Genomic DNA, 19,931 nt, shown 5'->3' on the forward strand with positions numbered 1-19,931 from the left:
GCGATGCAGCTCACCGTCTGGACCTACGAGGGACCGCCGCATATCGGCGCCATGCGGGTCGCCACCGCGATGGAGGAGCTGCACTACGTGCTGCACGCCCCCCAGGGCGACACCTACGCCGACCTGCTGTTCACGATGATCGAGCGGCGCGCCAAGCGCCCGCCGGTCACCTACACGACCTTCCAGGCCCAGGATCTCGGCCGCGACACCGCGGCGATCTTCAAGGACGCGGTCGCCGCCGCCTATGCGCGCTTCCGGCCGCAGGCGATGATCGTCGGCGCCTCCTGCACGGCCGAGCTGATCCAGGACGATCCGGGCGGACTCGCCAAGGCGCTCGACCTGCCGATCCCGGTCATTCCGCTGGAGCTGCCCGCCTACCAGAAGAAGGAGAACTGGGGCGCCTCCGAGACCTTCTACCGCTTGGTACGCGCCCTGGCCGGCGCCCCGAGCGAGCGCGACGCCCGCAACGGGCGGCGTCCCTCCTGCAACATCCTCGGGCCCACCGCGCTCGGCTTCCGCAACCGCGACGACCTGATCGAGGTCAAAACGATCCTGGAGCGGCTCGGGTTCGCGGTGAACGTCGTCGCACCCCTCGGCGCGACGCCCGCCGATCTCGGCCGTCTGGGCGAGGCCGACTTCAACGTCGTGCTCTATCCCGAGGTAGCGCGCAGTGCCGCGCAGTACCTCGAAAAGACGTTCCGCCAGCCCTTCGTCGATGTGGTGCCGATCGGCGTCGGGGCGACGACCCGCTTCGTGGAAGCCGTCGCGACGCTCGCCGGCGTCGATCCCGCTCCCGTCCTCGCCGACGCGTCCTCGCGCCTGCCCTGGTACAGCCGCTCGGTCGATTCGACCTATCTCACCGGGAAACGCGTCTTCGTGTTTGGAGACGCCACCCACGCCCTGGCGCTTGCCCGCGTCGCCGCGCACGAGCTCGGGTTCAAGCTCGTCGGGCTCGGCACCTATTCCCGCGAATTCGCCCGCGAGGTCCGGGCGGAGGCCGCCCTCCACGGCATCGAGGCGACGATCACCGACGACTACCTCGACGTCGAGGCGGCGATCCAGGCGGCGGCGCCCGAACTGGTGCTCGGCACGCAGATGGAGCGCCACGTCGCCAAGCGGATCGGCATTCCCTGCGCGGTGATCTCGGCGCCGATCCACGTGCAGGACTTTCCCGCCCGCCACTCGCCGCAGATGGGTTTCGAGGGCGCCAACGTTCTGTTCGATACCCTCGTGCACCCCCTGATGATGGGACTGGAAGAACATCTCCTCGGGATGTTCCGCGAAGATCCCGAATTTCACGATGGCGCCGCCCCGTCGCATCTCGGCCACGCGCCGAGCCGGATCGCGGACGCCGTGGAACGGGCGCCGAAGACTCCTCTCCTCGCGTCGGCGCCCGTTCCATCCCTCCATGTCCACGGCGCCGACGCGGTTCGAACCGCGCCGTGGGCGCCGGATGCCGAGAAGGAGCTGAAGAAGATCCCGTTCTTCGTGCGCGGGAAGGCCCGCGCCAACACCGAGCGTTTCGCCCGCGAGCGGCAGCTCCCGCTCATCACCCTCGAGACCCTCTACGATGCCAAGGCGCATTTCGGCCGATAGGCCCACCATCCGCGTCGCCATCGTCACGCTCGACAATCACTTGGCGAGCGCGGTGGAACGGGCACGCCTGCGGCTCGCCGCCGAGATGCCGGGGCTCGCCCTGAGCTTCCACGCCGCCGCCGAGTGGGAGACCGACAAGGCCGCGCTCCGGGCCTGCGAGGCGGAGATCGCGCGCGCCGACATCGTCGTCTCGGCGATGCTGTTCCTCGACGAGCACGTCCGGGCGATCCTGCCGGCGATCCTGGCCCGTCGCGAGGCTTGCGACGCGATGATCGGCTGCCTCTCGGCGTCTGAGATCGTGCGCACTACGCGACTCAATCGCTTCGACATGAGCGGGACCAAGCGCTCGGCCCTCGACTTCCTGAAGCGGCTGCGCGGCAAGCCGGGCGCCGAGGGCAATGCCGCCCGGCAGATGGCGCTGGTGCGCAAGCTGCCGAAGATCCTGCGCTTCATTCCCGGCTCGGCGCAGGACGTGCGGGCCTATTTCCTCACCCTGCAATACTGGCTCGCGGGCTCGGATGAGAACGTCGCGAGCCTCGTGCGCTTCCTGGTGCAGCGCTACGCCGCCGGGCCCCGCGCCGTATGGCGGGAGATCGCCGCCGCGCCCGCACCCCAGCACTATCCCGAAACCGGCCTCTACCATCCGCGCATGCCAAGACGGGTCGGTGAGAGCCTGTCCGCGATGCCGACGGTGCCGGGCGCACGGGGCCGCGTCGGCCTGCTGCTGATGCGCTCCTACGTTCTGGCCGGCAACACGGCGCATTACGACGGCGTCATCGCCGCCCTGGAAGCCAAGGGCCTCTCGGTGGTGCCCGCCTTCGCCGCCGGCCTCGACAACCGCCCGGCGGTGGACGCCTACTTCACGGCGAACGGCCGGCCGGCGATCGAGGCGCTGGTCTCGCTCACCGGGTTCTCGCTGGTCGGCGGCCCGGCCTACAACGATGCGGCAGCGGCCGAGGCGACGTTGGTGCGGCTCGACGTGCCTTATCTCGCCGCCCACGCCCTGGAATTCCAGACGATCGAGCAGTGGGAGGCGGGCAGCCGCGGCCTGTCGCCGGTCGAGGCGACCATGATGGTCGCGATCCCCGAACTCGACGGAGCGACAGCGCCGATGGTGTTCGGCGGCCGTTCCTCGGCCTCCGGCCCCGCCAACGCCCGCGACATGCGCGTGCATCCCGAGCGCGCCGAGCGGCTCGCCGCCCGGATCGATCGGCTCGTTGCCCTGCGGCGGCGTCCGAAGCGCGAGCGGCGCCTGGCCGTCATCCTGTTCAACTTCCCGCCGAATGCCGGCGCCACCGGCACGGCCGCCTTCCTCTCGGTCTACGCCTCGCTGCTGAACACCCTGCGCGGCCTCAAGGCCGACGGCTACGACGTCGCGGTGCCCGACAGCGTCGATGCGTTGCGGGAAAAGATTCTCGGCGGCAACGCCACCCGCTACGGCACGCAGGCCAACGTCCACGCCCGCGTTTCGGCCGAAGATCACGTCCGCCGCGAGACCTACCTGCCCGAGATCGAGGCGCAATGGGGCCCGGCGCCCGGCCGCCACCAGAGCAACGGGGCCGACATCCTCGTGCTCGGCGCGCAGTTCGGCAACGTCTTCGTTGGGGTGCAGCCCGCCTTCGGCTACGAGGGCGATCCGATGCGGCTGCTGTTCGAGCAGGGCTTCGCGCCGACCCACGCCTTCAGTGCCTTCTACCGCTGGCTTCGCGAGGACTTTTCCGCCGACGCCGTGCTGCATTTCGGCACCCACGGCGCGCTCGAATTCATGCCCGGCAAGCAGGCCGGTTTGTCGGAAGCCTGCTGGCCCGAGCGGCTGATCGGTGCGCTGCCGAACATCTACCTATACGCCGCCAACAACCCGTCCGAGGGCACGCTGGCCAAGCGCCGCTCCGCCGCAACGCTCGTGAGCTACCTCACGCCGAGCCTCGCCGCCGCCGGGCTCTACCGCGGCTTGAGCGACCTCAAGGCCTCGGTCGAGCGCTGGCGCGGTCTGGAACCGGAAGCGACGGTTGAGCGGACGGCGCTCGCCGCGATCATCCAGGCGCAGGGCGAAGCCGTCGATCTGGTCCCGGCAGAGCCAACCTGGGAGGGCAATCCCCACCCGCATGTCGCCGCACTCGCCGCCGCGCTGTTCGAACTCGAACAGACGCTGATCCCGCACGGCCTGCACGTGATCGGCCAGGGCATGGCCGGCGAAGAACGTTTCGATCTGCTGCTCGCCCTGGCGGAAGCCTCGCACGGGCTCAAGCCGGCCCGCGCCGGGATCGAGCATCTGATCGCGGGCGCGTCTCTCAACGAGGCGCTGGCCGCCGCGAACCTGCCCGCCGATGAGACGAATCGGGCCGCCTTCGCCGACCTCGCCCGAATCGATGCCGACCTCGCCCGCGACAGCGAGTTGCCCGCGCTGATGCGAGCGCTCGACGGGCGCTTCGTGGCCCCGGTCGCGGGCGGCGACCTGTTGCGCAATCCCGGCATCCTACCCACCGGGCGCAACCTGCACGGCTTCGACCCCTACCGCCTGCCCACGGCCTTCGCGCTGGCCGACGGCGCCCGCCAAGTGGCGCGGGTACTGGAGCGTCATATCGCCGAGGGCCGGGCCCTGCCGGAGAGCGTCGCGCTCGTTCTGTGGGGCACGGACAACTTGAAGAGCGAGGGCGGTCCCATCGCCCAGGCGCTGGCGCTGATCGGCGCGGCGCCCCGCTTCGACGGCTACGGACGCCTGGCGGGGGCAGAACTGATCCCGCTCGAACGGCTCGGCCGCCCGCGCATCGACGCGGTGGTCACGCTGTCGGGCATTTTTCGCGATCTTCTGCCCTTGCAGACCAAGCTGCTCGCGGAGGCGAGCTTCCTGGCGGCCAGCGCCGAGGAGCCGGCCGACAAAAACTTCGTGCGCAAGCACGCGCTGGCGATCCAGGCCGAGCAGGGCTGCGACTTCGAGACGGCGGCGTTGCGCGTCTTCTCCAATGCCGAGGGGGCCTACGGCGCCAACGTCAACCATCTCGTCGAATCCGGCCGCTGGGACGACGAGGACGAACTCTGCGAGACGTTTTCGCGGAGAAAGAGCTTCGCTTACGGCCGCACCGGCCGCCCGGCGCCTCAGCGCGACCTGATGAAAGCGGTGCTGTCGCGGGTCGATCTCGCCTACCAGAACCTCGATTCGGTCGAACTCGGCGTCACCTCCGTCGACCACTACTTCGACGGGCTCGGCGGCATGGGCCGGGCGGTGGCCCGCGCCAAGGGCGCGAGCGTGCCGATCTACATCAGCGACCAGACCCGCGGGGAGGGACGCGTCCGCTCGCTCGACGAGCAGGTGGCGCTGGAGACCCGCACCCGCATGCTCAACCCGAAATGGTACGAGGGCCTGCTCGGCCACGGCTACGAGGGCGTGCGCCAGATCGAGGCGACGCTGACCAACACGGTCGGCTGGTCCGCGACCGCCGGCGCGGTGCAGCCCTGGATCTACGAGCGCATCACCGAGACCTTCGTGCTCGACGAGGCCATGCGCGACCGCATGGCGACGCTCAACCCGACCGCCTGCGCCAAGGTGGCGAGCCGCCTGATCGAAGCCCACCGCCGCGGCTTCTGGACTCCCGACCCGGCGATGCGCGACGCGCTCGACCGCGCCGAGGAGGAACTGGAGGACCGGCTCGAAGGCGTCACGCCCGGAGCCATGCCCGGCATCACCGCAGGAGTCGCGGCATGAACATCGCCATCCGGAATCCGGTCCCGATCCGCCGCGAGGAGGGCAGCCTGCAGGTCGCGCTCGACCCCGCCGACCGGATCGAGACCGCCAAGGTCTTCGCAGTCTACGGCAAGGGCGGCATCGGCAAATCCACCACCTCCTCGAACCTCTCGGTCGCCTTCTCGAAGCTCGGCAAGCGCGTGCTCCAGATCGGCTGCGACCCGAAGCACGATTCGACCTTCACCCTGACCAAGCGCCTCGCACCGACGGTGATCGATGCGCTCGAATCCGTGAACTTCCACTCCGAGGAGCTGCGACCCGAGGATTTCGTCGTCGAGGGCTATAACGGCGTGAAATGCGTCGAGGCCGGCGGGCCGCCCGCCGGCACCGGCTGCGGCGGCTACGTCGTCGGGCAGACGGTGAAGCTCCTCAAGGAGCATCATCTCCTGGAGGATACCGACGTCGTCGTGTTCGACGTACTCGGCGACGTGGTCTGCGGCGGCTTCGCCTCGCCGCTCCAGCACGCCGATCGGGCGCTGATCGTCACCGCCAACGACTTCGACTCGATCTTCGCGATGAACCGGATCGTCGCGGCGATCCACTCCAAGTCGAAGAACTACGGCGTGCGGCTCGGCGGCGTCATCGCCAACCGCTCGGCGGGAACCGACGAGATCGACCGTTTCAACGCGGCGGTGGGCCTGCGCCGTCTCGCGCATTTCCCCGACCTCGACGTGGTGCGGCGCTCGCGCCTGAAGAAATCGACTTTGTTCGAGATGGACCCGTCGCCAGAGCTGAAGGCCGTCACCGACGAGTACATGCGGCTCGCCGAGACGCTGTGGGCCGGTGCCGACCCCTGCGAGGCCGCCCCGATGAAGGACCGCGACCTGTTCGAATTTCTCGGGTTCGACTGATGAGCACGCCCTACCTCACCCGCCGCTCCCAGCTCGAAACCTATTTCGACCGCACCGCGGTCGAGGCGTGGTCGCGCCTCACCTCCGACGCGCCGGTCTCGAAGATCCGCGCCACGGTGCGGGCAGGGCGCGATGCCATGCGCGCGAATCTCCTCGGCTGGCTGCCGGCGGATCTGACCGGCCGGCGCCTGCTGGATGCCGGCTGCGGCACCGGTGCGCTCGCGGTGGAGGCGGCGCGCCGGGGGGCCGAGGTGGTGGCGATCGACGTCTCGCCGACACTGATCGGGCTCGCCCGCGAGCGCCTGCCCGCGATCCCCGGCTCCGGCTCAATCACGTTTCGGGTCGGCGACATGCTCGACCCCTGGCTCGGCCGCTTCGACCATGTCGTCGCGATGGATTCACTGATCCATTATCAGGCGCCGGACATCGTGCGGGCGCTGGCCGAACTGTCGCTGCGCACGGATGGCAGCCTGCTGTTCACGGTCGCCCCGCGCACGGCGCTGCTGACGCTGATGCACGCGGCCGGCAAGCTGTTCCCGAAGGGCGACCGGGCGCCCGCCATCGTGCCGATCACGGACAGCGGCCTGCGGCAGCGCATTGCAGGGGAGCGGGCGCTGGCGCATTTCGCCGTGAGACGGACGCACCGCGTAAACAGCGGCTTCTACCTCTCGAGCGCCATCGAGCTACGCAAGAAGTCGTTGCCCGCGATCGAAACCGGGGCCGCTCGATGAAATCCGGCCTCGCCATCACCCAGGCGCTGCTTCGCCTCGGCCCGACGATCCTTCCCTTCGCTGACGTGGCAACGAAGGAGCTGCCGCTCGGACGCCTGATGCGGCTCTCGCTGTTCCAGGTCACGGTCGGCATGGCTGCCGTGCTTCTGATCGGCACGCTCAACCGGGTGATGATCGTGGAGCTGGCGGTGCCGGCCTGGATCGTGGCCGTGATGCTGTCGCTGCCGCTGCTGTTCGCCCCCTTGCGGGCGGTGGTCGGCTTCCGCTCCGACACGCACCGCTCGGTGCTCGGCTGGCGGCGCGTCCCCTACATCTGGTTCGGCACGCTGCTGCAGTTCGGTGGGCTGGCGATCATGCCATTCGCCCTGTTGATCCTGTCGGGCGACACCACCGGTCCGCTCTGGGTTGGCCATGCTGCGGCCGCGCTTGCCTTCCTGCTCGTCGGCGCCGGACTTCATACGACGCAGACCGTCGGGTTGGCGCTGGCCACCGATCTCGCCCCCGCTCACGCCCGCCCGAAGGTGGTGGCGCTCCTCTGCGCCATGCTGCTCGCCGGCATGATGGGCAGCGCCGTGCTGTTCGGGCTGGCGCTGGCGAATTTTTCGGCGGTCCGCCTGATCCAGGTGATCCAGGGCGCGGCGCTGATCACTATCGTGCTCAACGGCGTCGCGCTGTGGAAGCAGGAGCCGCGCGATCCCGGTCGCTCGGACCGGTCCAAGCTGCGGCCGAGTTTTTCCCAATCCTGGAGGGGTTACGCTCACGAAGGCACCGCACGGCGGCGCCTCGCGGCCATCGCGCTCGGCACCGCGGCCTTCTCGATGCAGGACATCCTGCTCGAACCCTATGGTGGCCAGATCCTCGGCCTCACGGTGGCGCAGACCACGGCGCTCACCGCGATGCTCGCCGCTGGGGGCGGGCTCGGCCTGATCGCCGCGGCGCGCTGGCTCAATCGCGGCGGCGATCCCTACAGAGTCTCGGCGGCGGGCGCGGTGATCGGCATCGCCGCCTTCTCGGCGGTGATCTTTGCCGCGCCGCTCGCGTCCGCCCGGCTGTTCGCCGCGGGCGTCACCCTGATCGGCATCGGCGGCGGGCTGTTCGCCCACGGCACGCTCACCGCCTCCATGGCCAAGGCCGGGCCGGAGGATACCGGCCTCGCGCTCGGCGCCTGGGGCGCGGTGCAGGCCACCGCCGCCGGTACGGCCATCGCCGCGAGCGGCATCCTGCGCGATCTCGGCGCGGCCGTCGCCCAATCGGGCGCCCTCGGCGAAGGCATGAACGAGCCGGCGATCGGCTACCTCATCGTCTACCACGTCGAGATCGCGCTGCTGTTCGCGACCCTGGTCGCGATCGGCCCGCTCGTGCGGGCGTCAGAGCCCGAAGTCGACCGCCCGGACGAGGGGCGGGCCGGCCGGTTCGATCCCCTCGTCAACCGTCCCACCTGATCGGGAGGCCCGTCATGCCCAGAGGCGAGATCACCGGTTACATCGACGTCGCGCAGGTCACGCTCTACGCGTTCTGGATCTTCTTCGCGGGTCTCGTCTTCTACCTGCGCCGCGAGGATCGGCGCGAGGGCTATCCGCTCGAGAACGAGGCCGCCGGCCGCCTCAGGAGCCCGGACCCGATCCTGATCCCGACGCCGAAGGCCTTCCACCTGTCGAGCGGCCACACGATGTACGCGCCGCAGACCAACATCGCCTACGACACCGATGTGCCGAGCGCCCGCCGCGAGGTCTTTCCCGGCGCCCCCTACTTCCGCACCAATACCTCGCTCCAGGCCGGCGTCGGTCCCGGTTCGTGGGTGCCGCGCCACGACGAGCACGACCGGACCTGGGACGCGCAGTACCGCATCGTTCCGTTACGCGTCGCCGAAGCCTTCGTGGTCCACGAGGACGGGCCGAACCCGATCGGCATGCCGGTCCTCGGCGCCGACCGGCAGGTCGCCGGCACCGTCGTCGATCTCTGGGTCGATCGCGGCGAGTCGTTCGTGCGCTACTACGAGGTCGAGCTCGGTGCGGGGGGGCGCCGGGTGCTGATGCCCGTCACCTTCTGCACCACCGGCCGCTTCTCGCGCACGGTGAAGACCGAGGCGCTGCTGGCGGCGCAGTTCGCCGACATCCCCGGAACCAAGGATCCGGACTCCGTCACCCTGCGGGAGGAGGAACGGATCATGGCGTATTTCGGCGCCGGCACCCTTTACGCCTCGCCGGCCCGCCAAGAACCCATTCTCTGAGGGCCGATCCTATGAGCGAGTCGGATTTCCTGCCCGAAGGAACGCTGCGGGGGCTGCCCGGTCCGCTGCCGCCAGGGGAGCGCATCCTATGGCGCGGCGCCCCGACCTTGCCCGGCGTGCTGCTGCGCGCCTTCCATGCCCGGCTCGTCATGCTGTGGTTCGCCGGCACCGCCACCTTGCTGTCCATCGGCGCCGCCGTAAGCGAGGGTCCGGCGCGGGCGCTCGCCATTGCCGGCTCGACGCTGCTGATCGGTCTCGGCGCTCTGGGGCTACTGACCTTCCTCGCCTGGCTCGTCCAGCGCACGACGGTCTACACCCTGACCAACCAGAGGGTGGTGATGCATGTCGGCATTGCCCTGCCGATCGCCCTCAACCTGCCGCTGACCCGGATCGAATCGGCGGACCTGCGCCTGTTTGCCGATGGAAGCGGCGATATTCCCCTGCGGCTGCCACCGGGTGAGCGGGTCGCCTACCTGCATCTGTGGCCGCATGCCCGCCCCTGGCGCGTGAGCCGCCCGGAGCCGATGCTGCGCTCGGTCCCCGAAGCCCGCAGCGTGGCGGCCCTGCTCACGCCGGCCCTTGCGGCGCGGGCCGATGGCCCCACCCGCATTGAGGAGCCGACCGCCGTCAGCGGACGCGCCAGCACCGTACCGGGCCGTCTCACGGCGGCCGGAGCCCGATAGCGGGGAGTGGAACCGATGCCCGTGGAGCTGAACTTCCGCCGTCCGCCGCAGAAGCCGCCGTCTCAGCGGCAGGCGCTGCTGGCCGTCGCGGCGCTGCTGGCGGTGTCGCTTCTCGCGGTCACCCTCGGCCGTGGCCAGGAGGCCGAGCCGGAGGAGCAGCCGGCCCGGCCGATCCAGACGCTGGCCTTCCACGCGGAGGATCAGCCGGACGGTGCCATCAATCTGCGGGCGGCGGAGAACGGAAGTCTCGTCGCTCGGATCGAGCCAGGGCAGGACGGCTTCATCCGCGGCACGTTGCGAGGGCTCGCCCAGGCGCGGCAGCGGGAGGGCCTGAGCCGCGAGCCGCCCTTCACCCTCACGCGATTCGACAACGGCACGTTGTCGTTGGACGATGAGGCCACCGGGCGGCAGGTGCCGCTGCTGGCCTTCGGCCCCTCCAACGCGAAGGCCTTCGCCCGCCTGCTACCCGGCACGGAGCTGCGGTGATGGCAGGAGCAGCAGACATGGCCTGGATCGGCAAGACGGTCGTCGAGGTGCCCTGCACCGTCGAGATCGAGCAGACGCCGGAGAGCCTGCACGCACACGTGACCCTCGATGCCGGATTCGAGATCGGGCCCGGCGACGAGGTCCAAGTCCATGATGCGCCGACAGAGGTGCCCTACGGCGAGCGCCTCACCGTGCGCCGAACCGCCACCGTGACCCGCGCCGGCCGGCTGGAGCGGGCCTGGACCAAGCTGATCGCCCATCTCGAGCTGACCGAGCTCTACGAGGTGAGCTTTTCCGAACGGAGGAAGCTGTGAACGCCACCGTCCAGCCCCAGCACCCATCCTCAGCGGGAACGCCGCTCCCCCGCAATCCGGTCAACGACTCGACCAAGAGCGCGCAACAGACGACGTTCCTGAGCCCGCGCTTCTACACAACCGATTTCGACGAGCTCGACCGCACCGATGTCGAGCCCGTGCGCCGCGAGTGGGACATCCTGATCGACGAGCTGCGCTCGGACCCGAACAAGCGCCACTTCGTGCGCAACGAGGAGTTCGACTGCGACCTCGCCGGCATGGACCCGGAACTACGAAAAGAATTCCTCGACTTCCTCGTCTCCTCGATCACCGCCGAGTTCTCGGGCTGCGTGCTCTATGCCGAGATGCGCAAGCGCGCCAAGAACAAGGACATCAAGGAGCTGTTCGGCTTCATGAGCCGCGACGAGGCCCGGCATGCCGGCTTCATCAACGACACGCTGAAGGATTTCGGCGTCGGCGTCGATCTCGGCTTCCTGACCAAGGCGAAGAAATACACCTTCTTCAAGCCGAAATTCATCTTCTACGCGACCTACCTCTCGGAGAAGATCGGCTATGCCCGCTACATCACCATCTACCGCGAGCTGGAGCGGCACCCCGAGCGGCGCATCCATCCGATCTTCAAGTGGTTCGAGAAGTGGTGCAACGACGAGTTCCGCCACGGCGAGGCGTTCGCGCTTCTGATGCGGGCCAACCCGAAGCTGACGGAAGGGGCGAACCGCTACTGGATTCGCTTCTTCCTGCTGGCGGTGTTCGCGACGATGTATGTCCGCGACCATTGCCGCCCGGCCTTCCACAAGGCGCTCGGGGTCGATCCGACCGACTACGACTTCAAGGTCTTCCGGATCACCTCCGAGATTTCGAAGCAGACGTTTCCGATCACGCTCGATCTCGACGATCCGCGCTTCAAGGCGGGTCTCGACCGGCTGCTGGTCTGCGCCGACAAGATCGCCGCCGCCAAGGCGGAAGGCGGCTTGTTGGGTCGGCTGAAGCACGGTGCCCAGACCTTGGTTGCGGCGGCAACCTTCGCCCGGCTCTACCTGCTGCCAGTCAAGCACAACACGATGCCCGCCGACATCCGCCTTCGGCCGGTCTGGTAGCATGGGCACCTACGCCGCCCCGGCGCTCTACGCCGTCCTGCTGTGGTGGTCGGCCACTGGGCTGGTGCTGGTGCTCCAGCACCTGCCGCGGCGGACGCATGCCCGGAGCATGGTGGCGGCGAGCGCCGTGCTGGCCGGGGCGCTTTGGGCGATCGGTGCGGTCGCGGACGACGACACGGAGACCGGCGCCTATATCGGCTTCACCGCCGCGGTGATCGTCTGGGGCTGGCAGGAGATGACCTACTATATGGGCTTCGTCTCCGGCCCGAAGCCCGCCGCCTGCGCGCCGAACCTGCGCGGGCTCGACCGCTTCTTCGCGGCGCTCGCCACCAGCCTCTGGCACGAATTCGCAATCCTGCTCGGCGGGCTCGCCATCCTCTGCCTCACTTGGGGAGCGGGGAACCGGGTGGCGCTGGGGACCTACGCGCTGCTCGCGCTGATGAACGCCTCGGCGCGGCTCAACCTGTTCCTCGGCGTGCGCAACCTCCACGCCGAGTTCCTGCCGCAGCATCTCGGCTACCTCGCCTGCTACCTGAGCCGGCGACGGATGAATCCGCTGTTTCCGGTCTCGGTGACGCTGGGTACCGCCGCGACCGTGCGGCTCGCCCGAGGCGCTCTCGGGGCGGAGGCCACCCCGCAGACGGTCACGGGCCTGAGCCTTCTCGCCGCGCTCGCGGCGCTCGCCACCCTGGAGCACTGGTTCCTGATGCTGCCTCTGCCTTCGGCGGCCTTGTGGAACTGGAGCCTGCCGGGTCGCAGCGCCCCGGTCGTTGCCGAGGCGCAGGACACGGCAGCAGGGCCACGCGAATGAGGTGAGGTGGACGCGAGATCCACCCGCCGTCGACAGTTTCATCGGGGAGGACGGTTATGGACTACGAGGCGTTCTTCGGCAGCGCGATCACCGGACTCCACCGGGAAGGGCGTTACCGCGTCTTCACCGATCTAGAGCGGCAGGCCGGGCGTTTTCCCTACGCGACGCATCACAGCCCCGGCGGCGAGCGGGAAGTCACCGTCTGGTGCTCCAACGACTATCTCGGCATGGGTCAGCACCCGTCGGTGCTGCGGGCGATGCACGAGGCGATCGACCGCTGCGGCGCCGGGGCGGGCGGCACCCGCAACATCTCCGGTACCAACCACTACCACGTGCTCCTGGAGCAGGAACTCGCCGACCTCCACGACAAGGAGGCGGCGCTGATATTCTCTTCCGGCTACGTCTCGAACTGGGCCGCGCTCGGCACGCTCGCCTCCAAGCTTCCGGGTTGCGTGGTGTTCTCCGACGAGGGCAATCACGCCTCGATGATCGAGGGCATCCGTTCGAGCCGGGCCGAGCGGCAGATCTTCCGCCACAACGATCCGGACGATCTGAACCGCAAGCTCGGCCTGATCGAGCCCGGCCGGGCCAAGCTCGTCGCCTTCGAGTCGGTCTATTCCATGGACGGCGACATCGCGCCGATCGACGAGATCTGCGACGTGGCCGAGGCCCACGGCGCGCTGACCTATCTCGACGAGGTGCACGCGGTCGGCCTCTACGGCGCGCGGGGCGGCGGCATCTCGGAGCGGATGGGGCTCGCCCACCGGCTCGACGTGATCGAGGGAACGCTCGGCAAGGCCTTTGCCGTCCACGGCGGCTACATCACCGGCTCGACGCAGCTCTGCGACTTCGTGCGCAGCTTCGCCTCGGGCTTCATCTTCACGACCTCGCTGCCGCCGGCGGTCGCCGCCGGCGCCGCCGCGAGCATCCGCCACCTCAAGACGAGCAGCGCCGAGCGGGCGCGCCACCAGGAGCGGGTGGCGCGGGTGCGGCAGGCGCTGGACGCAGCGGGCATTCCGACGCTGGCCAACCATAGCCACATCGTTCCGGTGATGGTCTGCGACCCCGTGCTGTGCAAGGCGATCAGCGATGCCCTGCTCGATGAGTTCGGCATCTACGTGCAGCCGATCAACTATCCCACCGTGCCGCGCGGCACGGAGCGCCTGCGCATCACGCCCTCGCCGCTGCATTCGAACGCCGACATCGACCACCTCGTGGATGCGCTGAGCACGATCTGGCGGCGAATCGGATTGAGCAAGGCGGCGGCCGAGTAGGTTCGGAGGCTCGCGCTATATCTTCTTTTCGAGCGCGGCCTTCACCTGCATGAGCTGATCCCACACCACGCCGGGGCTGGTGCCCATCGCCTCAAGGACGGCGTTCACACCCCAGAATAGGCCGAACAGAATCACCGGCACCAGGATCCAGCCCAGGATCTCCTCGCCGCGGTGGCGGGCCTTGCGGCGGCGGCGGCGTCTCTCGCGAGACGTCAGCGGCTTCGGCCGCCCCGAATCCGGTTGTGGCGCGACAGGCGTGAGGGGCTCCTCCTGCGTGTCGCTCGTCATGCTACCCTCATTGCTGGCCGATGCCGGGCCCTCTGGCAGAGCGCGGCGCCGCCCATATCCGGGAGCCGGCGCAGGAACGCAAGCCGCGCCAGCCTCGAACGCCACTCACTCTTGCGAGTGAGTGGCCTTGCGCGGTCACACCTTGAGCGGGACCTTCGGCACGGTGCGGACGGAACCGCCGCCGGAGGAGCCACCGCCGGACGGACCACCGTCACGCTTGACCGCCTTCTTGCGGGGCGCCGAGCGCGGCTTGGAGCGCTTGCGCTTGGCCGCGTTGGCGACGTCCGTCTCGGGCTTCGGCGTAACCGGGCCGGCGGGGAATTCGAAGCCGAGTTCGCCCTTGCCCTTGCCGTCCTCGCCCTCCGGCTTCTTCAGCACGACCTTGACGGCACCGCCGTCCTTGAGTCGGCCGAACAGCACCTCGTCGGCGAGCGGTGTCTTGATCGTGGACTGGATCAGGCGAGCCATGGGCCGGGCGCCCATCGCGTCGTCGTAGCCGTTCTCGACAAGCCAGTCGCGCGCCTCGTCCGAGAGTTCGATCGTGACGTTGCGGTCGGCGAGCTGCGCTTCGAGCTGGAGCACGAACTTGTCGACGACCTTGGCCACGACCTCCTTCGGCAGGTGGCCGAATGAGATGATTGCGTCGAGGCGGTTCCGGAATTCCGGTGCGAACAGCCGGTTGATCGCCTCCACGTCGTCGCCTGTGCGCTTCGACTGCGTGAAGCCATAGGCCGACTTCGCCAGATCGGACGCGCCCGCATTCGACGTCATGATGATGATGACGTTGCGGAAATCGACCTGCTTGCCGTTGTGGTCGGTCAGCTTGCCGTGGTCCATCACCTGCAAGAGGATGTTGAACAGGTCCGGATGCGCCTTCTCGATCTCGTCGAGCAGGAGCACGCAGTGTGGATGCTGATCGATCCCGTCGGTGAGCAGTCCGCCTTGGTCGAAGCCGACATAGCCAGGAGGGGCACCGATCAGCCGCGAGACCGTGTGGCGCTCCATGTATTCCGACATGTCGAACCGCAGCATCTCGACGCCGAGGCTGGCGGCAAGCTGCTTGGCCGCTTCCGTCTTACCGACGCCGGTCGGACCGGCGAACAGGTAGGAACCGATCGGCTTGTCCGGATCACGCAGGCCGGCGCGGGCGAGCTTGATGGCCGAGGTCAGCGCCTCGATGGCGTTGGTCTGGCCATAGACGACCCGCTTCAGGTTCTCGGTCAGGTTCTTGAGCACCACCGCGTCGTCCTTCGACACGGTTTTGGGCGGGATGCGCGCCATCGTGGCGATGGTGGTCTCGATCTCCTTGACGCCGATGGTGCGCTTGCGGCGCGCCTCCGGCACCAGCATCTGCGAAGCACCGGTCTCGTCGATCACGTCGATCGCCTTGTCCGGCAGCTTGCGATCGTTGATGTAGCGCGCCGACAGCTCCACTGCCGCCTTCACGGCGTCGGTGGTGTATTTGAGCTTGTGGAACTCCTCGAAGTACGGCTTCAGGCCCTTGAGGATCTCGATCGTGTCCGGGATCGACGGCTCGTTGACGTCGATCTTCTGGAAGCGCCGCACCAGGGCACGATCCTTCTCGAAGTACTGGCGGTACTCCTTGTAGGTGGTCGAGCCGATGCACCGCAGGGCGCCGGAGGCGAGGGCGGGCTTCAAGAGGTTAGAGGCATCCATCGCGCCGCCCGACGTGGCACCCGCACCGATGACGGTGTGGATCTCGTCGATGAACATGATGGCGTTGGGGTGCGCCTCGATTTCCTTCATCACCTGCTTGAGGCGCTCCTCGAAGTCGCCGCGATAGCGGGTGCCGGCGAGCAGCGTGCCCATGTCGAGGGAGAAGACCGTCGCATCGGCCAGCACCTCGGGCACTTCGTGCTGGATGATCTTGCGCGCGAGGCCTTCGGCGATCGCCGTTTTGCCGACGCCGGGGTCGCCCACCAGCAGCGGGTTGTTCTTCTGGCGGCGGCAGAGCACCTGGATCGTACGCTCCACCTCGGCGTGGCGGCCGATCAGCGGATCGATCTTGCCGTCGCGCGCCTTCTTGTTGAGGTTGACGCAGTAGGCGTCCAGCGCATCGCCCTTCTTCTTGGGCCGCGCCTCGCTGTCCTCAGGTCCGGGACGCTCGGAGGCGGCCTCTTCGTCGGCACCGCGCACGGGCTTGGCCTCGGAGGCCCCCGGCCGCTTGGCAATGCCGTGGCTGATGTAGTTCACCGCGTCGTAGCGGGTCATGTCCTGCTCTTGCAGGAAGTAGGCGGCGTGGCTCTCGCGCTCGGCGAAGATCGCGACGAGCACGTTGGCGCCGGTCACCTCCTCGCGGCCCGAAGACTGCACGTGGATCACAGCACGCTGGATCACGCGCTGGAAGCCGGCGGTCGGCTTGGCATCCTGACGGCCGTCGCCGGTCAGGTTCGAAAGTTCGGTGTCGACATACTCGACGAGATTGCGGCGCAGCACGTCGATCTCGACGTTGCAGGCCCGCATCACCGCGGCGGCATCCTGATCGTCGACGAGGGCGAGCAGGAGATGTTCAAGGGTCGCGTATTCGTGGCGGCGCTCTCCGGCCAAGGCCAGGGCGCGGTGGAGGGCTTGCTCGAGGCTGCGTGAGAAGCTTGGCAATGCTCTGGCCTTCGCTGGATGCCTATTTCTTTTCCATAACGCACTGAAGCGGATGTTGGTGCTTGCGGGCGAAATCCATCACCTGCGTCACTTTCGTTTCCGCGACTTCGTAGGTGAACACGCCGCACTCCCCCACACCATTGTGGTGGACGTGCATCATGATCTGGTAGGCGTCTTCGTGGCTCTTGTTGAAGAACCGCTCCACGACGTGCACGACGAATTCCATCGGCGTGTAGTCGTCGTTGAGCAGCAGCACGCGGTACAGGCTCGGTCGCTTCGCCCGCGGCTTGGTCCGGGTGATGATCACGGTGCCCGAACGATCGTCGTCGCCCGGGTTGCGCGGGGTTGAGGCCGCACGCACCGGAACCCGTCCCCGACCCGCCTCCTGCACTTCGTTCTGGATCAGCTTGGAAAACATCTGAATCGAAGCGACCTTGGTCTGGCAGCCTTCGGCACCAGCGTCCCGGTGAGGGACGTAGCGCTCAAGAGGCAATCTATAGGCCGATCGGCGCCTGCGCCAGTGAGGTGCGTGAAACTGTCCGGCCCAGCCACACTCATCGGCTCGCACGCGCACATACACGCGAAACGCGGGGTAGCGTTCGTCGGTGCCCGATGTCCACGCGCAGAACCATCGGCACGTGCCAGGCGCCGCCAGCGCGTCAAGATTGGCTTAACCCCTGTGGCAAAAGGACGATCTCGTACTCGCATCGGGCAGCATTAACGGCCGCGTAACCGCGTTCATCCTACCGTCCTCGCCAGAGATTGCGGACCCGGTGGCGGCGTCCGTGAAGGGTGCCAGCCGGGCTAGAACGTCCGACTGTCGAGGCGAAGGTTTCGAGATGCGTCGCGTAGAAGGCCGGCCCACCACGGGGTCCCGCGCTGTCGCCGTGCTGCTCCTGGCGACGAGCTTTCTCGTCGCGGTGGCCGATCCCGCCGAGGCCAAACGGCGAGGCCATGCCCGCAAGGCGGTGAGCGGCTACAATCCGCCCTATGCCGCCATGGTCGTCGACGTGAAGTCGGGTCGCACCCTGCATGCGGTCAACGAGGACGCGCTGCGCCACCCGGCCTCGATCACAAAGGTGATGACCCTCTACATGCTGTTCGAGCAGCTGGAGAAGGGCCGCTACGACCTCGACTCGCCGCTGAGCATCTCGGCCAATGCCGCCGCCCAGGCCCCGTCGAAGCTGGGCCTACGCCCCGGCTCGACCGTCACGGTCGAGGAGGCGATCAAGGCGCTCGTCACCAAGTCGGCCAACGACGTGGCCTGCGCCATCGGCGAGAACATCGCCGGCTCCGAGCCGCGCTTCGCCGAGATGATGACCCGCAAGGCCAAGGCGCTCGGCATGAGCCGCACCCACTACGCCAACGCCTCCGGCCTGCCCGATCCCGACCAGATCACCACCGCCCACGATCTCACCATCCTGGCCCGTGCCATCCAGGATCGCTTCCCGCGCTACTACCGCTACTTCCAGACCCGCTCCTTCGCCTTCCGCGGCCGGACCATCGGCAACCACAACCGCCTGCTCGGCAATGTCGAGGGCGTGGACGGTATCAAGACCGGCTATACACGCGATTCCGGCTTCAACCTGATGACCGCGGCCAAGCTCGGCGACCGCCAGATCGTGGCGATTGTGCTCGGCGGCAAGTCGGGCGCGAGCCGCGACCGGATCATGGCCGATCTCGTGCGCGCCAACCTACCCCGCGCCTATGCCGGCGCCCGCCAGACCTCGCCCGTGGTGGAGGTGGCCGAGCGCGGCCGCCCGGCCGTCGTCGCCGAGGCCGACACCCGCACCCGCACCGTGATCGCCTCGGCGGACGATGACGACGGTGTCGAGACGACGAGTTCCACGAGCACCGCTCCACTCGACATCCGCCCGGCCACCACGACGCCGGGATCGCGTCGCGCCGGCCTCCAGGCGCTGCCGAATGCCGCCCAGGCCTATGCCGGGCCGGCGAGCCAGGCACCCTTCCCGAGCGTCGGCGGCAAGTCGACCGCTCGCCTGCCTACCGTCGAGGGTGTCGCCTCCCGCGCCGAGGGTCCGCCGAAGGACGCCCGCAACGACAGCGCCAAGCCCGTCACCCCGAGCCCCTGGGTGATCCAGCTCGGCGCCATGGACGACGAGGACAAGGCGAAGTCGATCCTCGCCGACGCCCGCAGCCGCACCGGCATGCTCTCCAAGGCCGCCCCCTACACGGTGCGCGTGACCCATGGCGGCACCACGCTCTACCGCGCTCGCTTCTCGGGTTTCTCGGAGCAGAGCACCGCGCAGGATGCCTGCGCCGCGCTGAAGAAGAACGGCTTCAACTGCTTCGCCACCCGGAGCTGATCGTTTCCGACAAGCTTTCTCGGTGCGGCTGCCGGCGCGTTCGGCCGGCGGTCGCTCGATGACAAGAGCCGCAGCAACGCGGCCGCACTTCGTCCGTCACATCGACCCTGACAACGCGCGTGGAGTTTTAGCGATGTCGGTTCACCAGCCTGTCACGCGCCGCGTTCACGCGCGCCGCCCGTTCGACGCTGCCGCCCTGATCGGGATGCAGCCGCTTCATCAGCGTCCGGTGAGCCGTGCGGACGTCCTCCAGGGACGCCCCGCGCTCAAGCCCCAGGACCTGATAAGCCTCCTCCTCCGTCATCGTCCCTGGCTTCGCCGGGCCGCCCGGCCGCGGGTCTCCGTCGCCATCAGCGTCTACACGCCAGCCGGGCTGCCGGCGGTCGAGATACGCCTCTAACAGACCCGCGCCCTCGGGATCGTTGGCGCGCAGCAGCAGCACAAGCTCGATCAGCGCTTCCGGCGGCACTGCCGACAGGCGGCGCCCGGCGAAAGGGCCGACGAAAAGGGTCCCGTCCAACGGTACGCCATCCGAGCGGAGGTCGAGTTCGAGGGAGGCCGTGCGCACACACTGCGGCTCCCGATGCCCGCGCCACGCGCGGACGCGACGGATCACGCCCGCTTCGCCCTCGGCCAACCAGATCCCTCCCGCACCGAGCAGCAGGGCGGGGATGAAGCTGCCGCGCAGCGACAGCGCGAAGGCCGTCGCCAGGAGAGCGTACCCGGCCAATAGCCGAGGTGTCAGGCCGAAGGGCAGGCGCCCGTTGCGGCGTCCGAGCCACCAGAAACCGATGAGTGCCAGAAGGCCGAGGGCGAGGAGCATCCTGCGGTCATCGTCCGGTTCGGAGCGCGGGTAAAGCGCTCATCCGGTGCACGACTCCG

At 68.7% G+C, this 19,931-nt stretch carries 17 protein-coding genes; 13 read left to right on the forward strand and 4 right to left on the reverse strand.

Features of this window, described 5'->3' with window-relative positions; translation table 11 throughout:
- Positions 1–3: 3 nt before the first annotated feature.
- From bchB to hemA, 12 genes are read left to right on the forward strand one after another with little or no spacing between them, the layout of a single operon-like run.
- Positions 4–1,596: a ferredoxin:protochlorophyllide reductase (ATP-dependent) subunit B gene (gene bchB, locus FHU13_RS07825; RefSeq protein WP_183435300.1), complete on the forward strand. Its 1,593-nt coding sequence runs from the start codon at positions 4–6 to the stop codon at positions 1,594–1,596.
- Positions 1,571–5,299, forward strand: coding sequence for a magnesium chelatase subunit H (locus FHU13_RS07830; protein ID WP_183435301.1), 3,729 nt, complete (start codon positions 1,571–1,573; stop codon positions 5,297–5,299). Before bchB ends, FHU13_RS07830 begins: the two co-directional genes overlap by 26 nt.
- Entirely contained in the window at positions 5,296–6,189 is an 894-nt protein-coding gene (gene bchL / locus FHU13_RS07835) for a ferredoxin:protochlorophyllide reductase (ATP-dependent) iron-sulfur ATP-binding protein (protein WP_183435302.1), read from the forward strand. Before FHU13_RS07830 ends, bchL begins: the two co-directional genes overlap by 4 nt.
- Positions 6,189–6,920, forward strand: a complete 732-nt coding sequence (bchM, locus tag FHU13_RS07840) for a magnesium protoporphyrin IX methyltransferase (RefSeq protein WP_183435303.1) — start codon at positions 6,189–6,191, stop codon at positions 6,918–6,920. The genes bchL and bchM overlap by 1 nt, the downstream gene beginning before the upstream one ends.
- Positions 6,917–8,362 (forward strand): BCD family MFS transporter, encoded by a 1,446-nt coding sequence (locus FHU13_RS07845; protein ID WP_183435304.1) that lies wholly within the window; start codon positions 6,917–6,919, stop codon positions 8,360–8,362. The genes bchM and FHU13_RS07845 overlap by 4 nt, the downstream gene beginning before the upstream one ends.
- 14 nt (positions 8,363–8,376) lie before the next feature.
- The gene (puhA, locus tag FHU13_RS07850; protein WP_183435305.1) at positions 8,377–9,150 is read left to right on the forward strand and encodes a photosynthetic reaction center subunit H; all 774 of its coding nucleotides are present in this window, start codon (positions 8,377–8,379) and stop codon (positions 9,148–9,150) included.
- 11 nt (positions 9,151–9,161) lie between these two features.
- Positions 9,162–9,833 (forward strand): photosynthetic complex putative assembly protein PuhB, encoded by a 672-nt coding sequence (gene puhB / locus FHU13_RS07855; protein WP_183435306.1) that lies wholly within the window; start codon positions 9,162–9,164, stop codon positions 9,831–9,833.
- Positions 9,834–9,848: 15 nt separating this feature from the next.
- A complete protein-coding gene (gene puhC, locus FHU13_RS07860) occupies positions 9,849–10,319 on the forward strand; it encodes a photosynthetic complex assembly protein PuhC (RefSeq protein ID WP_183435307.1) in 471 nt (156 codons plus the stop codon).
- 17 nt (positions 10,320–10,336) lie between these two features.
- On the forward strand, positions 10,337–10,633 hold the full coding sequence (locus tag FHU13_RS07865; RefSeq protein WP_183435417.1) for a hypothetical protein: 297 nt from the start codon (positions 10,337–10,339) through the stop codon (positions 10,631–10,633).
- Positions 10,630–11,730 carry a magnesium-protoporphyrin IX monomethyl ester (oxidative) cyclase gene (gene acsF / locus FHU13_RS07870; protein ID WP_183435308.1) on the forward strand — a complete coding sequence of 367 codons (1,101 nt, stop codon included), beginning with the start codon at positions 10,630–10,632 and terminating at the stop codon, positions 11,728–11,730. Before FHU13_RS07865 ends, acsF begins: the two co-directional genes overlap by 4 nt.
- 1 nt (position 11,731) lies before the next feature.
- A complete protein-coding gene (gene puhE / locus FHU13_RS07875) occupies positions 11,732–12,541 on the forward strand; it encodes a putative photosynthetic complex assembly protein PuhE (RefSeq protein WP_183435309.1) in 810 nt (269 codons plus the stop codon).
- 56 nt (positions 12,542–12,597) lie between these two features.
- A complete protein-coding gene (gene hemA / locus FHU13_RS07880) occupies positions 12,598–13,815 on the forward strand; it encodes a 5-aminolevulinate synthase (RefSeq protein WP_183435310.1) in 1,218 nt (405 codons plus the stop codon).
- Positions 13,816–13,830: 15 nt separating this feature from the next.
- On the opposite strand, the gene FHU13_RS07885 is transcribed toward hemA, so the two are convergent.
- The 3 genes from FHU13_RS07885 to clpS all read right to left on the reverse strand — a co-directional run bounded on the left by FHU13_RS07885 (position 13,831) and on the right by clpS (position 17,140).
- Positions 13,831–14,103, reverse strand: coding sequence for a hypothetical protein (locus tag FHU13_RS07885; RefSeq protein ID WP_183435311.1), 273 nt, complete (start codon positions 14,101–14,103; stop codon positions 13,831–13,833).
- 135 nt (positions 14,104–14,238) lie between these two features.
- Positions 14,239–16,722 (reverse strand): ATP-dependent Clp protease ATP-binding subunit ClpA, encoded by a 2,484-nt coding sequence (clpA, locus tag FHU13_RS07890; RefSeq protein WP_183435312.1) that lies wholly within the window; start codon positions 16,720–16,722, stop codon positions 14,239–14,241.
- 22 nt (positions 16,723–16,744) lie between these two features.
- The gene (gene clpS / locus FHU13_RS07895) at positions 16,745–17,140 is read right to left on the reverse strand and encodes an ATP-dependent Clp protease adapter ClpS (protein ID WP_183435418.1); all 396 of its coding nucleotides are present in this window, start codon (positions 17,138–17,140) and stop codon (positions 16,745–16,747) included.
- A gap of 421 nt (positions 17,141–17,561) precedes the next feature.
- Between clpS and FHU13_RS07900 the strand changes: the two genes are divergently transcribed.
- The gene (locus FHU13_RS07900) at positions 17,562–19,049 is read left to right on the forward strand and encodes an SPOR domain-containing protein (protein ID WP_183435313.1); all 1,488 of its coding nucleotides are present in this window, start codon (positions 17,562–17,564) and stop codon (positions 19,047–19,049) included.
- 127 nt (positions 19,050–19,176) lie between these two features.
- Here FHU13_RS07900 and FHU13_RS07905 read toward each other — a convergent pair whose 3' ends face one another.
- A complete protein-coding gene (locus FHU13_RS07905; protein WP_183435314.1) occupies positions 19,177–19,872 on the reverse strand; it encodes a J domain-containing protein in 696 nt (231 codons plus the stop codon).
- Positions 19,873–19,931 lie beyond the last annotated feature (59 nt).

The organism is Methylobacterium sp. R2-1, assembly GCF_014191355.1.
Taxonomy (GTDB): domain Bacteria; phylum Pseudomonadota; class Alphaproteobacteria; order Rhizobiales; family Beijerinckiaceae; genus Methylobacterium.

What these genes read in the sequence shown, in the direction of transcription:
- puhE (WP_183435309.1), top strand. Translation starts at nt 11,732, where the DNA reads ATGGGCACCTACGCCGCCCCGGCGCTCTACGCCGTCCTGCTGTGGTGG.
- FHU13_RS07845 (WP_183435304.1), top strand. Translation starts at nt 6,917, where the DNA reads ATGAAATCCGGCCTCGCCATCACCCAGGCGCTGCTTCGCCTCGGCCCG.
- hemA (WP_183435310.1), top strand. Translation starts at nt 12,598, where the DNA reads ATGGACTACGAGGCGTTCTTCGGCAGCGCGATCACCGGACTCCACCGG.
- FHU13_RS07830 (WP_183435301.1), top strand. Translation starts at nt 1,571, where the DNA reads ATGCCAAGGCGCATTTCGGCCGATAGGCCCACCATCCGCGTCGCCATC.
- bchM (WP_183435303.1), top strand. Translation starts at nt 6,189, where the DNA reads ATGAGCACGCCCTACCTCACCCGCCGCTCCCAGCTCGAAACCTATTTC.
- FHU13_RS07900 (WP_183435313.1), top strand. Translation starts at nt 17,562, where the DNA reads ATGCGTCGCGTAGAAGGCCGGCCCACCACGGGGTCCCGCGCTGTCGCC.
- FHU13_RS07885 (WP_183435311.1), bottom strand. Translation starts at nt 14,103, where the DNA reads ATGACGAGCGACACGCAGGAGGAGCCCCTCACGCCTGTCGCGCCACAA.
- puhB (WP_183435306.1), top strand. Translation starts at nt 9,162, where the DNA reads ATGAGCGAGTCGGATTTCCTGCCCGAAGGAACGCTGCGGGGGCTGCCC.
- clpS (WP_183435418.1), bottom strand. Translation starts at nt 17,140, where the DNA reads ATGTTTTCCAAGCTGATCCAGAACGAAGTGCAGGAGGCGGGTCGGGGA.
- puhA (WP_183435305.1), top strand. Translation starts at nt 8,377, where the DNA reads ATGCCCAGAGGCGAGATCACCGGTTACATCGACGTCGCGCAGGTCACG.
- bchL (WP_183435302.1), top strand. Translation starts at nt 5,296, where the DNA reads ATGAACATCGCCATCCGGAATCCGGTCCCGATCCGCCGCGAGGAGGGC.
- bchB (WP_183435300.1), top strand. Translation starts at nt 4, where the DNA reads ATGCAGCTCACCGTCTGGACCTACGAGGGACCGCCGCATATCGGCGCC.
- FHU13_RS07865 (WP_183435417.1), top strand. Translation starts at nt 10,337, where the DNA reads ATGGCCTGGATCGGCAAGACGGTCGTCGAGGTGCCCTGCACCGTCGAG.
- puhC (WP_183435307.1), top strand. Translation starts at nt 9,849, where the DNA reads ATGCCCGTGGAGCTGAACTTCCGCCGTCCGCCGCAGAAGCCGCCGTCT.
- FHU13_RS07905 (WP_183435314.1), bottom strand. Translation starts at nt 19,872, where the DNA reads ATGCTCCTCGCCCTCGGCCTTCTGGCACTCATCGGTTTCTGGTGGCTC.